12 protein-coding genes are annotated in these 13,994 nt (G+C 70.1%); 11 read left to right on the plus strand and 1 reads right to left on the minus strand.

Features of this window, described 5'->3' with window-relative positions; genetic code table 11:
- The first annotated feature begins 24 nt into the window (after positions 1-24).
- The 11 genes from ACN6M5_RS17615 (at position 25) to msuE (ending at position 13,182) form a co-directional block, all read left to right on the plus strand.
- Positions 25-696 (plus strand): thymidine kinase, encoded by a 672-nt coding sequence (locus tag ACN6M5_RS17615; RefSeq protein WP_085369245.1) that lies wholly within the window; start codon positions 25-27, stop codon positions 694-696.
- Positions 697-735: 39 nt separating this feature from the next.
- Positions 736-2,043, plus strand: coding sequence for a UDP-glucose dehydrogenase family protein (locus ACN6M5_RS17620; RefSeq protein ID WP_434951837.1), 1,308 nt, complete (start codon positions 736-738; stop codon positions 2,041-2,043).
- Between the two features lie 76 nt (positions 2,044-2,119).
- Positions 2,120-3,976, plus strand: coding sequence for a DUF4012 domain-containing protein (locus ACN6M5_RS17625; RefSeq protein WP_434951839.1), 1,857 nt, complete (start codon positions 2,120-2,122; stop codon positions 3,974-3,976).
- A gap of 58 nt (positions 3,977-4,034) precedes the next feature.
- Positions 4,035-4,568 carry a hypothetical protein gene (locus ACN6M5_RS17630; RefSeq protein WP_434951841.1) on the plus strand — a complete coding sequence of 178 codons (534 nt, stop codon included), beginning with the start codon at positions 4,035-4,037 and terminating at the stop codon, positions 4,566-4,568.
- A 110-nt stretch (positions 4,569-4,678) separates the two neighbouring features.
- The gene (locus ACN6M5_RS17635; RefSeq protein WP_434951843.1) at positions 4,679-5,716 is read left to right on the plus strand and encodes an LLM class flavin-dependent oxidoreductase; all 1,038 of its coding nucleotides are present in this window, start codon (positions 4,679-4,681) and stop codon (positions 5,714-5,716) included.
- Positions 5,717-5,859: 143 nt separating this feature from the next.
- Positions 5,860-7,497, plus strand: coding sequence for an ABC transporter substrate-binding protein (locus ACN6M5_RS17640; protein ID WP_434951845.1), 1,638 nt, complete (start codon positions 5,860-5,862; stop codon positions 7,495-7,497).
- On the plus strand, positions 7,475-8,515 hold the full coding sequence (locus ACN6M5_RS17645) for an ABC transporter permease (protein WP_434951847.1): 1,041 nt from the start codon (positions 7,475-7,477) through the stop codon (positions 8,513-8,515). Before ACN6M5_RS17640 ends, ACN6M5_RS17645 begins: the two co-directional genes overlap by 23 nt.
- A complete protein-coding gene (locus tag ACN6M5_RS17650; RefSeq protein WP_434951849.1) occupies positions 8,512-9,393 on the plus strand; it encodes an ABC transporter permease in 882 nt (293 codons plus the stop codon). The genes ACN6M5_RS17645 and ACN6M5_RS17650 overlap by 4 nt, the downstream gene beginning before the upstream one ends.
- Positions 9,393-11,153, plus strand: coding sequence for a dipeptide ABC transporter ATP-binding protein (locus ACN6M5_RS17655; RefSeq protein ID WP_434951851.1), 1,761 nt, complete (start codon positions 9,393-9,395; stop codon positions 11,151-11,153). The genes ACN6M5_RS17650 and ACN6M5_RS17655 overlap by 1 nt, the downstream gene beginning before the upstream one ends.
- A 5-nt stretch (positions 11,154-11,158) precedes the next feature.
- The gene (locus tag ACN6M5_RS17660) at positions 11,159-12,583 is read left to right on the plus strand and encodes an LLM class flavin-dependent oxidoreductase (protein WP_434951853.1); all 1,425 of its coding nucleotides are present in this window, start codon (positions 11,159-11,161) and stop codon (positions 12,581-12,583) included.
- Positions 12,583-13,182, plus strand: a complete 600-nt coding sequence (gene msuE / locus ACN6M5_RS17665) for an FMN reductase (RefSeq protein ID WP_434951855.1) — start codon at positions 12,583-12,585, stop codon at positions 13,180-13,182. Before ACN6M5_RS17660 ends, msuE begins: the two co-directional genes overlap by 1 nt.
- A 78-nt stretch (positions 13,183-13,260) precedes the next feature.
- Here the strand turns inward: msuE and ACN6M5_RS17670 are convergent, their stop codons facing one another.
- Complete coding sequence (locus tag ACN6M5_RS17670) at positions 13,261-13,935, minus strand: helix-turn-helix domain-containing protein (RefSeq protein ID WP_085369234.1); 675 nt, start codon at positions 13,933-13,935, stop codon at positions 13,261-13,263.
- Positions 13,936-13,994: the final 59 nt, after the last annotated feature.

Raw genomic sequence — 13,994 nt, forward strand, 5'->3', positions numbered from 1 at the left:
GGCGGCACCCCCTAGGATCGGTGCGTGGCAAAACTGTATTTCCGCTACGGCGCGATGAACAGCGGTAAGAGCACGGCGATGCTCCAAGCGGCCTACAACTACGAGGAGCGCGGTCATCGCGTGCTGCTCACGAAGCCGTCGATCGACACCAAGGGCGACATGGGCATCCTGTCGCGGCTCGGGGTGACCCGCGACGTCGACTACCTGCTTGCACCGGAGTCCGACGCGTACGGCAAGTTCCAGCAGCACAGGGAGCGCACGATCAAGCGGTTCGACCGCGACGTGAGCGCCCTCCTCGTCGACGAGGCGCAGTTCCTGACGGAGGCGCAGATCGACGACCTGCTCAGGATCGCGCTGCTCGAGAACATCCCGGTGCTCGCGTACGGCATCCGCACCGACTTCCAGACCGTCGCCTTCCCCGGCAGCAGGCGGCTCCTCGAGATCGCGCACACCCTCGAAGAGCTCAAGACGATCTGCCGCTGCGGCAGGAAAGCCATCTTCAACGCGCGCAAGATCGACGGGATCTTCGTCTTCGACGGCGACCAGGTCGCGATCGACGGCGCGTCCGTCAGCTACGAGTCTCTCTGCGGAGCCTGCTACCTGCAGGAGAGCCAGGGCGTGCTCAACAACGGCCGCAGGCACTGGCCTCTCGACGCCGCCGCGTACACTGACGAGCCCGACCCCGACTTCACCTGATCGTCCGAGCACCCGCTCCCCGGAAGAAACGACTTCAGCATGAGAATCTCCGTGATCGGCTGCGGCTATCTCGGTGCGGTGCACGCCGCCTCCATGGCACACCTCGGCCATGAGGTCGTCGGCATCGACGTCGACGAACGCAAGATCGCCCTGCTGTCCTCCGGCCAGGCGCCGTTCTTCGAGCCCGGCCTGCCCGACGTGCTCGCCTCCTCGATCGCATCCGGTCGTCTGCGGTTCACCACCGACTTCGCCGCCGCGGCGGACGCCGACGTGCACTTCGTCGCGGTCGGCACCCCGCAGGTGGCCGACGGAGACGCCGCGGACATGCGCTACGTGGATGCGGCGTTCAGCACCCTGCTGAAGCACGTGAAGGCGGGGGATGTGCTCGTCGGCAAGAGCACCGTGCCCGTCGGGACGGCGGCGAGGCTCGCCGAGCAGGTCGAGTCGACCGTGCCGGGCGCGACGCTCGCGTGGAACCCGGAGTTCCTGCGAGAAGGCTTCGCCGTGAAGGACACGATCGCCCCCGACCGGCTCGTCTACGGCGTCCCGGCCGGCGAGGCGGGGGAGCGCGCAGCGCGCATCCTGGACGAGGTCTACGCGTCTGCTGTCGCCACCGGCACGCCGGTGATCGTCACCGACTACGCCACGGCCGAGCTCGTGAAGGTGTCGGCGAACGCGTTCCTGGCCACCAAGATCAGCTTCATCAACGCGATGGCGGAGATCGCGGAGGCCACAGGAGCGGACGTGACCCAGCTGGCCGACGCGATCGGCCACGACGCGCGGATCGGCCGTCGCTTCCTGAACGCCGGCGTCGGCTTCGGCGGCGGCTGTCTGCCCAAGGACATCCGGGCGTTCAGCGCCCGTGCACGGGAGCTCGGCAAGGGGGAGGCGCTGGCCTTCCTCACCGAGGTGGACAAGATCAACCTCCGACGCCGCGAGCGCGTGGTCGAGCTGGTGCGCGAGGAGGTGGGCGACCTCGCGGGAGCCCGCGTCGCGATGCTCGGGCTCGCCTTCAAGCCGCACTCGGACGACATCCGGGACTCCCCGGCGCTCGACGTGGCGATGCGGCTCGCGGAGGCGGGGGCCGTCGTGACGGCCACCGATCCGGAGGCGCTGGAGAGCGCGGCGGGCAAGGCCCCGCAGCTGACATACGCCGCGTCCGCCGAGGAGGCGGTGCGCGACGCCGACGTGGTGGTGCTGCTCACCGAGTGGCCGCAGTTCACCGGTCTCGACCCCGCTGCGATCGGCGAGCTGGTCGCGCGTCGCAGCATCATCGACGGCAGGAACTGCCTCGATCCCGCCGCCTGGCGGGACGCCGGATGGACGTACCGCGGACTCGGTCGCTGACCGCATCCGGAAATACCCCCGGTTCTGGGTGGGAAGAAACCCTCCGCAAAAAGTGAGGAATTGTTAGATTAGTCGTATGGCGACGTCTGGCAGCACCCCGTACACCCCGGCCGGGGCTCCGCCGCGCCCGCAGAAGAACCCCGCGCGGCGCAGGATGATCCTCTGGATCGTGGCCGCCGTCGTGTTCGTGCTGCTGCTCGTCGGCGCATGGGTGAGCATCCGGGGGCTGCTGGCGAAGAATGAGCTGGAGTCCGCGCTTCCCGCGGCCAAGCAGGTGCAGACCGCTGTGGTCGCCGGCGACATCGCGACGGCCAAGACCGCGGCGAAGACCCTGCGCACCCACGCGGCGGAGGCGGCCTCCCTGACCGGCGACCCCGTCTGGCGCGTCGCGGAGCTGGTGCCGCTGCTCGGCTCGAACCTCACGGCCGTGCGCGTCTCCGCCGCCTCCACCGACCAGCTCGCCTCCGAGGTGGTCGACCCGCTGGTCGGGATCGCGAACCAGGTCGATCCCCGCGCGATCAAACCGGTGGACAAGAAGATCGACCTCGCGCCGATCGCCGCAGCCAGGCCGGTGGTGGTGAAGGCGCAGCTCGCCTTCCACCACGCAAAGACCGAGGTGGACGGCATCGACACCGAGGGGACCATCCCGCAGGTGACCAGCGCGGTCGACCGGCTGCGCACCCAGCTCGGCAAGGCGGCGACCGTCGTGGATGCGGTGGGCAACAGCGCTCGCCTGCTGCCCCCGATGCTCGGCGCGGACGGACCGCGCACCTATCTCGTGCTCGTGCAGAACCCGGCTGAGTTGCGCGCGACCGGCGGTCTCGTCGGCGCACTCGCCCTCATCAAGGCCGATAACGGCGCCATCTCGCTCGAAGCGCAGTCCTCCGGCACGAGCATCGGCCCGTGGCCCGCTCCGGTGTCCGCGATCCCGGCGTCCACGCAGGGGCTATACGGCCCGCTGCTCGCCCGGTTCATCCAGGATGTGAACCTCACCCCGCACTTCCCGCTCGCGGCCACCACGGCGGCCACGATGTGGAAGGAGACCCACGGAGGGGCGGTGGACGGCGTTCTCACGATCGACCCCGTCGTGCTCACCGGGCTGCTCAAGGCGACGGGACCGGTCGCGCTGCCGACGGGCGACATGCTCACCGCGGCGGACGCCATCCCGCTGCTGCTGAGCGAGAGCTACAAGAAGTTCGCGCTGCCCGAGCAGCAGGATGCGTACTTCGCCTCGGCCGCGACCGCCGTCTTCGACAGCGTCGCCTCCGGCAAGGCGGACGGCGGTGAGCTGGTGAAGGCGCTCGCGAACGCCGGAGCGCAGCGGCGTCTGCTGGTGTGGAGCGCGCATCCGGAGGAGCAGAAGGTGCTGGCGCCGACGACGCTGTCCGGCGCGCTTCCCGCATCCAGTGCATCGACGGCGGGGCTCGGTGTGTATTTCAACGACGCCACCGGCGCCAAGATGGACTACTACCTCACCGCCAAGGTGGAGGCCGGCACGGCGATCTGCCGGGTGGACGGCAAGCCGACGAGCAGGGTCACCGTCACGCTCACCAACAAGGCCCCGGCAGACGCAGGCACGACGCTGCCCGACTACGTCACGGGCGCAGGGACGTACGGGGTGCCGCCAGGCAACATCCGCACGCGCGTCGCCGTGTACGGAGCGACGGACGGCCTGCTCGTCTCGACCACCAGCGACGGGGCTCCGTACGCCACCATCTCCGGCACGGACGAGAAGCGGCCGGTGAGCGTCTTCACCGTCGAGCTGGCTCCCGGGGAGTCGAAGACGGTCAGTGTCGACCTGCTGAATGTGAAGCAGACGGAGCCCGGAATGGATGTGGAAGTCACACCGACGCTGCCGCGGACGTCCCCCGATGTGGGGGCATCCGGAAAGGTCTCGGTCGTTGCCCTGGACTGCGGCACGACGGTAAAGTGAGGAAACGTCAAGTTTGACGTACCCGTGCACTGATAGGCCTCCCCGAAAGGCTCCCCGAATGTCCAAGAAAGTTCTGGCAGCGCTGATCATCGGCGCTGCGATCGCCCTCGCGGCACCAGCCGCCGCCAACGCCGTCCCGTACACCCACGGCGGCGACTGCAGCATCAGCCCCACCACCGTCGCAGCCGGTGGCACGAGCACGATGACCTGCGCGCCCGGCACGTTCAAGCCGTCCGAGGGCGTCCAGTACGTCGTCTCCGGCAAGGACGCGTCCCAGGCCACCCTCAGCTCGGACCCGACGGCCTCCCCCCAGGGCGGCTCGCAGGTCGAGGTCACCGTCCCGCAGGATGCGAGTGGCGCGTACACCGTCACGGCGACCGGCGCAACGAGCCAGGCCGCCTCCGCGGTGACCGTCACGGTGCTCCCCGCCGACGCTCCTGCATCCACCACGAGCTCCAGCTCGACCGGTCTCGCCTCCACGGGCTCGACCATCGGCTGGTACTTCGCCTGGATCGGCGGAGCACTGGTGGTCGTCGGCCTGATCGTGCTCTCGCTCATCGCGGCGGCACGCCGCAGGGCGAGCCAGTCCTGATCGCAGCTGAGCGGGTGCGGCTCACAACGAGGTGAGCCGCACCCCTTCTCTCGAACGGGAAACTTCCCGTCAGGGGGAATCGCAGCACGGCGGCGGCGGTTGACCTCCACGTGACCACGCCAAGCCCTGCACCAGCACCCGTCCCGCTCAACGTCCTCGACCTGGCCAACCGGCCGTACGGGGGAACGAACGCGGACGCCGTGGCGGGCAGTGTCCGGCTCGCGCAGGCCGCCGAGGAGCTGGGCTACCAGCGCTTCTGGGTCGCCGAGCACCACGGGATGCCGGCCATCGCCTCCAGCGCGCCGGCCGTGCTCATCGCGGGGATCGCGGCCGCGACCTCGCGCATCCGGGTCGGCAGCGGCGGCGTGATGCTGCCGAACCACGCGCCGCTCGTCGTCGCCGAGCAGTTCGGGACGCTCCGCGCGCTCTACGGCGACAGGATCGACCTCGGCATCGGACGCGCGCCGGGAACGGACGGGGCGACGGCGATGGCCCTCCGCCGCAGCACAGAAGGGCTCGGCGTCGACGACTTCCCGCAGCAGCTGCTCGACCTGATCGGCTTCTTCACCGGCGGCATGAGCGACGCGAACCCGCTGCACAGCATCATCGCCGTGCCCGGCCTCGGCGACGCCCCGCAGATCTGGCTGCTCGGATCGAGCGGGTTCAGCGCGCAGGTCGCCGCCGCCCTCGGGCTGCCGTTCGCGTTCGCGCACCACTTCGCCGGCGACCACACCGAGGAGGCGCTCGACCTCTACCGCTCGCGGTTCGAGCCGAGCGAATCGCTGCGGGAGCCGCACACGATGATCGCCGTCAACGTGGTCTCCGACGACGACCCGGAGGTGGTGCGCGCCCTGTCGCTCCCCGGCCAGCTGTCGTTCCTCCGGATGCGCATGGGAGCCAAGCCGCAGCCGGTCAGCATCGAGGAGGCGCTGGCCTACGAGTTCAGCCCGCTCGAAGAGGAGTTCATCGCCGCCAGGAACGCCAGGCAGGCGGTCGGCACCCCGCAGGAGGTCAAGGCGCGGCTCGAAGCGCTGCTCGCCTCCACCGGGGCCGACGAGCTCACGATCGCGTCCGGCGCTGCGACCGTGGACGGGCGCATCCGGTCCCTGGAGATCGTGCGGGACGTGCTCGGAGCCTCGGCAGGGTAGCGCTCCTCGGCGGCGCTGCGCCAGCACATGTCGACGAATGACACAGTGTTGCGCTATCCGTCGCACCGGTTGCTGCGCATCCTGAACGGCTTCTCTAGCGTGGTCGGACATCACCCGTCCGTGCACCCCCGAGGAGTCTCCCCATGCGTTCGCGCACCCTCCGCACCGCCATCGCAGCCACCGCTCTCGCGCTCTCCAGCGCCCTGGCGCTGACCGCGTGCGCCGGTTCGTCCACAGCCTCCACCGGCGAGAAGGTCACCGGCGGCACCATCGTCTACGCCCACCAGCAGGAGCCGGCGTGCGTGTTCGGCGGCTGGATCGAGCAGGCATACCTCTCGTACCAGGTGCTCGACAACCTCACCTCGCTGGATGCGGACCACAAGGTCGTCCCCTGGCTCGCCACCGCCTGGAAGCAGTCGGACGACGGCCTCACCTGGACGTTCACGCTCAAGAAGGGCGTGACGTTCACCGACGGCACCCCGGTGACGGCCGGCGCCGTCGCGTACAACTTCGACTACTGGGTCAAGGGCGGCAACAGCACGGCCAAGGTCTGGCTGAACGGCTACTACTCGTCCGCGAAGGCGGTCGACGACCAGACCCTGCAGGTGAACCTGTCGAAGCCGTACCCGCGGCTGGCGGACAACCTCAGCCAGGGCTACTTCGGCATCCAGTCGCAGCACGCGCTGGAGACCCGTACCAAGGAGCAGAACTGCGAGGCGCCGATCGGTTCCGGCGCGTTCGTGGTGAAGAAGTGGAACCGCGGGCAGGACATCGTCCTCACCCGCAACGCGAACTACACGTCCTGGCCGGCCAACGCGAAGCACACGGGCCCGGCATACGTCGACGAGGTCGACTGGAAGTTCGTGGCAGACCCGACGACGCGCGTCGCCGCTCTGCAGAGCGGGCAGGTCGACGCGATCTACGACGTGCCGGCCATCCAGTGGAAGACGCTGAAGGAGGGCGGATACCAGCTGGAGAAGTACGTCACCCCCGGCCGCCCGCAGCAGATCTCGTTCAACACCCAGAAGGGCCCGTTCACCGACGAGAAGGTGCGCCAGGCGTTCGCGTACAGCCTCGACCGCAAGCAGATCGTCGACACCATCGGCCAGGGCGTCATCCCGGTCGAGGGCAACGGCGGCGTGAGCCAGGCGACCCCCGGATACAGCGAGAAAGCCGCGGACTGGTACCACCAGGACACCGCGAAGGCGAACGCGCTGCTGGATGCGGCCGGCTGGTCGCAGAAGAACAGCAAGGGCGTCCGCGTCAAGGACGGCAAAGCGCTCAGCGTCATCCTGCCGTACGGCGCAGGCTCGATCATCAACTCCGACGGCGCTGCCATCCTGCAGGGCGTGAAGGAGCAGGCGTCGAAGGTCGGCTTCGACGTGCAGCTCATCCCCGTGCCGCAGAGCGAGTTCTTCGCCGGGAAGTACTCGACGCCGGACGACCACGACCTGAGCGTCGGCTACTGGACCGCCGTGACCGCGGGCATCCTCTACATCAACTGGCGTCCGTCCACCGCCGACGACCCCAACTACGCCAACTCCGCCTTCTACAACGACCAGACGCTCGCGCAGTACATCCTCGACGGCAACTCCGCAGCGACCGTGGATGCGCAGAACGCGTCGTACGAGAAGGCGCAGGACTACATCGCAGAGCACGCTCTCTCCATCGGCGTCTACGACAGGCTCAGCACCCTCGCCGTCTCCACGAAGCTCAAGGGCGTCTGGCAGGAGCACGCACAGGGAGGACCGACGTTCTATGACGCATACCTCACCAAGTAGCGAGACCGCCCAGGTCTCCCCGGCCGTCGCGGCCTCCTCCCCGATCGGGGAGGAGCCGCGGCGACCGCGCCGCACCAGGCGCGTGCTGTTCACGGTCGGGCGCAAGGTCGTGTCCGCCGTGGTGGTGCTCTGGGGCGCGGCCACCGTCGCGTTCTTCGCCCAGCTCGCCCTCCCCGGCGACAGGGCCACGGCCATCCTGAACATCCGGGCCGGTCAGGCGCAGCAGCGCACCCCGGCGGAGCTGGCGCAGATCAACGAGCAGTACGGCCTGCACCGCCCGGTGATCGTGCAGTACCTCGACTACCTGCGCGGCCTGCTGGCGGGTGACTTCGGCTCGTCGTACCAGCAGTACCGCCCCGTCACCGCGATCATCGGCGAACAGCTGGGCGCCACCGTGACCCTGTCGCTGACCGCGATCGTCTTCGCCTGGGTGCTGATGATCGTGTGGGTGACCGTCACCGCCGGTCGCGGCCCGCGCGTCGGTGCGCTCGGCGCCACCGTCGACGTGGTCGCGGCCGGGCTCCCCGCATACTGGCTCGGCATCATCCTGCTGCTGGTGTTCGGTCTCGGCCTGCGCTGGTTCCCGATCATCGGGGGCACCGGCGTGAACGGGCTGATCCTGCCCGCGCTGACGCTCGCCATCCCGCTCGCCGGGTTCATGGCGCAGAGCACGAGGGCCGAGTTCGAACGGGCGCTCGAACAGCCGTTCGTGCTGTCGGCCAGGATGCGCGGGATGGGCGAGTGGGGCATCCGGTTGCGGCACGTTCTGCGGCACGCGGTCATCCCCGCGATCACACTCTCCGGCTGGGCGCTCGGTGCGACGCTGTCCGGCGCCGTCATCGTCGAGTCGATCTTCTCCCGGCCGGGCATCGGCTCGGTGCTGGTCGGGGCCGTGAACAACCAGGACCTGCCCGTCGTGGTCGGTATCGTCACGCTCGTTGCGGTCGTCTACGTCGTGGCGAACCTGCTCGTGGACATCGTCTACACCATCATCGATCCCCGGATGGACTTGTCATGACAGCACTCGGCACACCTTCCGTCGGCAGCGGAGACCGCGCATCCCGTGTCGGAGCGGCGGCCTCGGCCATCGCACGACGCCCGTGGGGGCTCTACGTCGCGGTCGCCTTCGCGCTGCTCCTCGCCGTCGCCGCCTTCGCCCCGCAAGCGCTCACGGTGCACGCGCCGACCGCCATCGACTACGCATCAGCTCTCAAGCCGCCGTCGTTCGCGCACTGGTTCGGCACGGACGAGTCCGGCCGCGACCTCTACACGCGCGTGGTCTGGGGCGCCAGGGAGTCGCTGCTGATCGGCCTCGGCGCCGCGGCGGTCGGCGTCGTCACCGCACTGATCCTCGGCTCGATCGCCGCGCTCGGCCCGAAGCCGGCCGCGGTCGTGGTCGATCGGTTCGTGGAGGTCATGTTCGCCTTCCCCGCCCTGCTCCTCGCGCTCCTGCTCATCGCCATCGCCGGGCCGTCGGCCGCCACCGAGATCTTCGCGGTCGGCCTCGGCACGGCGCCGGGATACGCGCGGATGATCCGCGGGCAGATCCTCGGCGCCAGGAACTCCGGCTACGTCGAGGCGGCGACCGCCCTCGGGCACTCGCGCTGGCGGATCATCCGCGCGCACATCCTGCCGAACGCGCTGCGCCCGCTGGTCGCGGTGTTCGCTCTCTCCGTCGGCCAGTCGATCGTCTGGGCGTCCAGTCTGTCGTTCCTCGGCCTCGGCGTCGCCCCTCCGTCGTCGGAGTGGGGCGCCCTGCTCGACGCCGGCCGCGCGTACATCACCCAGGCCTGGTGGCTCGTGGTGGTCCCCGGACTGGTCATCGTCGCCGTGGCGCTCGCCGCGACCACGATCGGCCGCCACCTGCAACTCCGTCTCGAGAAGGGAGAGCGCTGATGAGCGTCACCCAGGAGAGCCCAGCGACCGCGGACAGCGTGGTCGACGAACTGGACTGGCCGGCCACCCGGCTCCGCGTCCAGAACCTCAGCACCGCGTTCCGCATCGACGGCGCCGTGCGCCAAGTGGTGTCCGGCGTCTCGTTCGACCTGCTGCCCGGCCAGTGCGTCGCGATCGTCGGCGAGTCCGGCTCCGGAAAGAGCGTCACCGCGCGGTCGATCGTCGGTCTCGCCGGCCGCAACGCGATCGTCGACGCCGACGTGCTCGAGATCCACCACGAGGACGTGCAGTCGTTCACCCCGCGCCAGTGGAGGCGCATCCGGGGCAGGGACATCGGCTTCGTGCTGCAGGATGCGCTGGTCTCGCTCGACCCGCTGCGCCCGGTCGGCCAGGAGATCGCGGAGGCGCTGCGGCTGCACGGCTGGGACGACAGGGCGGCGAGGAAGCAGCGTGTGCTCGACCTGCTCGAACGGGTCGGTGTGCCGTTCCCCGCCGTGCGGGCGCGTCAGCGGCCGGACCAGCTCTCCGGCGGGCTGCGACAGCGCGCGCTGATCGCCTCCGCCATCGCCCTCGACCCCGACATCGTGATCGCGGACGAACCGACGACGGCGCTCGACGTCACGGTGCAGTCGCAGGTGCTCGCCCAGCTCGAACGGATGAAGGCGCGCGGCGCATCGGTCATCCTGATCAGCCACGACCTGTCCGTCGTCGCCCGCCTGGCCGACCACATCCTGGTGATGCGCGGGGGAGAAGTGCTCGAGCAGGGGAGCATCGCGTCCGTGCTCGGCTCGCCGCAGCACGAGTACACCAGGGCGCTGATCGCCGCCGTTCCGAGCGAGGCGACCAGGGGCACACCGCTGAGCCCGGCGTCTCCGCCGTTCCGCGAGGTGCGGGATGCGGTCGCCGGCGCGGCTCAGGACGCTCCCGTCCCCGAGGCGCCCGTGCTCCAGGCCACCGATCTGGTCAAGCGGTTCCACACGGCGGACGGCACGGTCACCCGCGCCGTCGACGGCGTCTCGTTAGCGCTCGCGGCGGGGGAGACCCTCGGCATCGTCGGGGAGTCCGGCTCCGGCAAGAGCACGACGGCCAGGCTCGCACTCGGGCTCGAAAGCCTCGACGGGGGAGACGTGCGCCTGCTCGGTCAGGCGTGGTCGAGCCTGAGCGAGCGCAAGCGCCGTACGCTCCGGCGTCGCATCTCCGTGGTCTACCAGGACCCGCTGAGCTCGTTCGATCCGCGCTGGAACGTCGAGCGCATCCTGCTGGACGCCCTCCGCGGCGAGCGGTTCGCCGATGCCGCGGCGAGGAAGGCGCGCGTGGTCGAACTGCTGCGGCAGGTCGGGCTCACCGCCGACGTGCTCGGCCGGTTCCCCCTGCGCCTCTCCGGCGGCCAGCGGCAGAGGGTCGCCATCGCCCGCGCGCTCGCGCCCCGCCCGGCCGTGATCGTGCTCGACGAGGCCGTCTCCGCACTGGATGTGACCATCCAGGCCCAGATCCTCGACCTGCTGGTCGCCCTGCAGCGCGAGTCCGGCGTCGCATACCTGTTCATCTCGCACGACCTTGGGGTGATCAGCCACCTGAGCGACCGCGTGCTGGTGATGAAGGACGGCGTGGTGGTCGAGCAGGGGAAACCTGACGACATATTCCTGCGCCCCCAGCACCCGTACACGCGAGACTTGATCGCAGCGATCCCCGAATTCGACCCGGCATCGTTCGCCGGGCGGCAGAACGACAGCGCGCGCGTCGCGCAGGAAGGCGCCTGAGACCCATGCCAGAGCGCAAACAGCTGTTCCTCAACCTGTTCGAGATGGCCTGCGTGAGCCACATCACCCACGGGCTCTGGCCGTTGCCCGGCAACAACAGGGAACGCTTCGCCGACCTCGACTACTGGACGGAGCTCGCCCAGATCCTGGAGCACGGCGGCTTCGACGGCGTCTTCCTCGCCGACGTGATCGGCGCGTACGACGTGTTCCGCGGCGGCCCGGAGACGGCGCTGCGCGAGGGCCTGCAGAGCCCCAACATCGACCCGCTGCTCGTGATCCCCGCGATGGCCGCCGTCACCAAGCGCCTCGGCTTCGGGGTGACCTTCTCGACCACCTACGAGCCGCCGTTCGCGTTCGCCAGGCGCATGTCCACCCTCGACCACCTCACCAAGGGGCGGGTCGGCTGGAACGTCGTCACCTCCTACCTGCCCAACGCCGCCCACAACTTCGGGCTCGACGGCGAGGTGCCGCACGACCTGCGCTACCAGTACGCCGACGAATACGTGGATGTGCTCTACAAGCTGTGGGAGGGATCGTGGGACGACGACGCCGTGGTCGCCGACCGCGAGCGCCGCATCTTCACCGACCCGTCGAAGGTGCGCTACATCGACCACGTCGGAGACCGGTTCACGGTCGCTGGGCCGCACATCGTGCATCCCTCTCCCCAGCGGACGCCCGTGATGTTCCAGGCGACCGGGTCGCCGGCCGGCATCGAGTTCGCCGGCCGCCACGCGGAGGTCGTCTTCACCGGCGGCCGCACCAGTGAGGAGTTCCGCCGCAACGCCGACGGGATGCGCGACGCGGCGGAGCGCCACGGCCGGGGCAGGGACGCGGTCAAGTTCATCGCGATGGCCGGGGTGATCGTCGGGCGCACGGAGGAGGAGGCCGCGGACAAGTGGAGGCTCTACCAGCAGCACTCGAGCCTCGACGGCATCCTCGCCCACAGCAGCCTGCCCGTCGACCTCACCGCGTTCCCGCGCGACATCACCGTGCGCGAGGCGCTGCTGCGGGCCGAGTTCCCGGCAGAGCGTGTTCCGTTCCTCCCGCTGGACAAGACGGTCGGCCAGGCGCTCGACTTCATCGGAGGCAACCGCGACGACCGCTTCCTGGTGGTCGGCACCGCCACGACGGTGGCGGACGAGATCGAGCGCTGGCTCGACGAGGACGGCCTCGACGGCATCAACCTCCGCCAGTACCACTCGTTCGACACCGCCCGCGACTTCGCCGAACTGGTCGTGCCGGAGCTGCGCAAGCGCGGCCGTCTGCCCGAGGAGGGGTCGCATCCCGGGACGCTGCGCGAGCGGCTGTTCGGCGCGGGGAACAGCCGCCTGCCGGACGACCACATCGGAGCCCGCTACCGCGGGGGAGCGAACCTGGACAACCCGGTCGCGCCGCTGCAGCTCGGCACAGCGAACGTCGGGTCGTTCTGATGGCGGACGAGCGCAGGATCTCGGTGGTCGGCGTCAGCGGCAGCCCGACGCATCCCTCGCGCACGACGGTGCTCGTGCGGGAGGTGACGGAGGCGTTCGCCGCCGCGGTGGGCGGCACGGCCACCACGGTCGAGCTGGCCCCGCTGCTCGGCCAGCTGAGCCTCGGCCCGTTCCGCAACAGCCTCGGCCCCGACGCGATCGCAGCGCTCGAAGCGGTCGAGGCGGCCGACATCGTGGTCGTCGGCTCCCCGGCGTACCGGGCGACGTACACCGGCCTGTTCAAACTGTTCTTCGACCACGTCGGGCAGTATGCGCTGGTCGACAAGCCGATCGTGCTCACCGCCACCGGCGGCAGTGAACGTCACGCCCTCCTGGTGGAGCACCAGATGCGGCCGTTGTTCGGCTTCTTCCAGTCGCTCACCCTGCCGCTCGGCATCTACGCGAGCGAGCGCGACTTCACCGACTACGCCGTCTCGTCCGACGACCTGCGCGCCCGGATAGACACCTCCATCGCCAGGACGCTGCCGTACATCCGCACCCACATCGACCCGCACGCGCACGAACTGACGGTCGACTTCGCCCGCCCCGACGCCTTCTAGGCGCGCCCCGCGCCGGCGAAATACCAGTAACTGCGCCCGAATGCGCCGAATCCGGCGCAGTTACTGGCATCTCGTCATCTACCGGAACGCCGCCGCGATGCGTCCTGCCGCGGCGACGAGCACGTCGGCCACGTGCTCCTCGTCCAGTGGATGCGGCAGGTACAGCACCGCGATCGCGGCCGACCTGCCATGCGGGAGGGCGAGTGGGACCGCGATCGAGTACAGCCCGGGCAGCACCTCGTCGTGGCTGCGTTCGAAGCGCTGAGGAGGGAACTCGTCCGGGTGCAGCAGCGAGCGGATGACGCGCCCCGGCGCTCCCTGCCCGATGGCGTGACGGCTGCCCGGCCGCTGCGCCACCGTGGTCTCCGCGTGCCGCGGCTCCGCGCTGGTCAGTGTGACGGCGACCTCTCCGTCGAAGCTGACCAGGAACGCGGTCATCCCGAGCTCGTCCGCCACAGCGGCCAGCTCGGGGGCGGCCGCCGTCTGCAGGCTCCTGGCGGCACCGCGCGCGAGGGACGCCAGCCGCGCGCCGAGTTCGAGCTCGCCGGACGGCGACCGCTCGACGAAGCCGTGCTGCTCGAGCGTCTTCACGAGTCGGTACGCCATCGAGCGATGGATGCCCAGGCGGTTCGCGAGCTCCGGCACGCTCAGCGATGCTCCGTCCTCACCGATCATGGCGAGGGCGCTGAGGCCGCGGGCCAGGGTCTGCGAGCCGCCCTCGGCCTGCGCCTGCGCGCCTGCGGTGTTCGACATCCGGATCCCTTCGTTGCCCGTTTTCCCGCGCGCGTCTTGCGACGCCCCGCGACGACAAT

The sequence above is a fragment of the Leifsonia araucanica genome (assembly GCF_051161895.1).
Classification (GTDB): Bacteria; Actinomycetota; Actinomycetes; order Actinomycetales; family Microbacteriaceae; genus Leifsonia.

Bases quoted from the DNA above. Each gene is read 5' to 3' on its own strand.
- ACN6M5_RS17640 (WP_434951845.1), top strand. From the start codon at position 5,860: ATGCGTTCGCGCACCCTCCGCACCGCCATCGCAGCCACCGCTCTCGCG.
- ACN6M5_RS17660 (WP_434951853.1), top strand. From the start codon at position 11,159: ATGCCAGAGCGCAAACAGCTGTTCCTCAACCTGTTCGAGATGGCCTGC.
- ACN6M5_RS17650 (WP_434951849.1), top strand. From the start codon at position 8,512: ATGACAGCACTCGGCACACCTTCCGTCGGCAGCGGAGACCGCGCATCC.
- ACN6M5_RS17645 (WP_434951847.1), top strand. From the start codon at position 7,475: ATGACGCATACCTCACCAAGTAGCGAGACCGCCCAGGTCTCCCCGGCC.
- ACN6M5_RS17620 (WP_434951837.1), top strand. From the start codon at position 736: ATGAGAATCTCCGTGATCGGCTGCGGCTATCTCGGTGCGGTGCACGCC.
- ACN6M5_RS17670 (WP_085369234.1), bottom strand. From the start codon at position 13,935: ATGTCGAACACCGCAGGCGCGCAGGCGCAGGCCGAGGGCGGCTCGCAG.
- ACN6M5_RS17655 (WP_434951851.1), top strand. From the start codon at position 9,393: ATGAGCGTCACCCAGGAGAGCCCAGCGACCGCGGACAGCGTGGTCGAC.
- ACN6M5_RS17625 (WP_434951839.1), top strand. From the start codon at position 2,120: ATGGCGACGTCTGGCAGCACCCCGTACACCCCGGCCGGGGCTCCGCCG.
- ACN6M5_RS17630 (WP_434951841.1), top strand. From the start codon at position 4,035: ATGTCCAAGAAAGTTCTGGCAGCGCTGATCATCGGCGCTGCGATCGCC.
- msuE (WP_434951855.1), top strand. From the start codon at position 12,583: ATGGCGGACGAGCGCAGGATCTCGGTGGTCGGCGTCAGCGGCAGCCCG.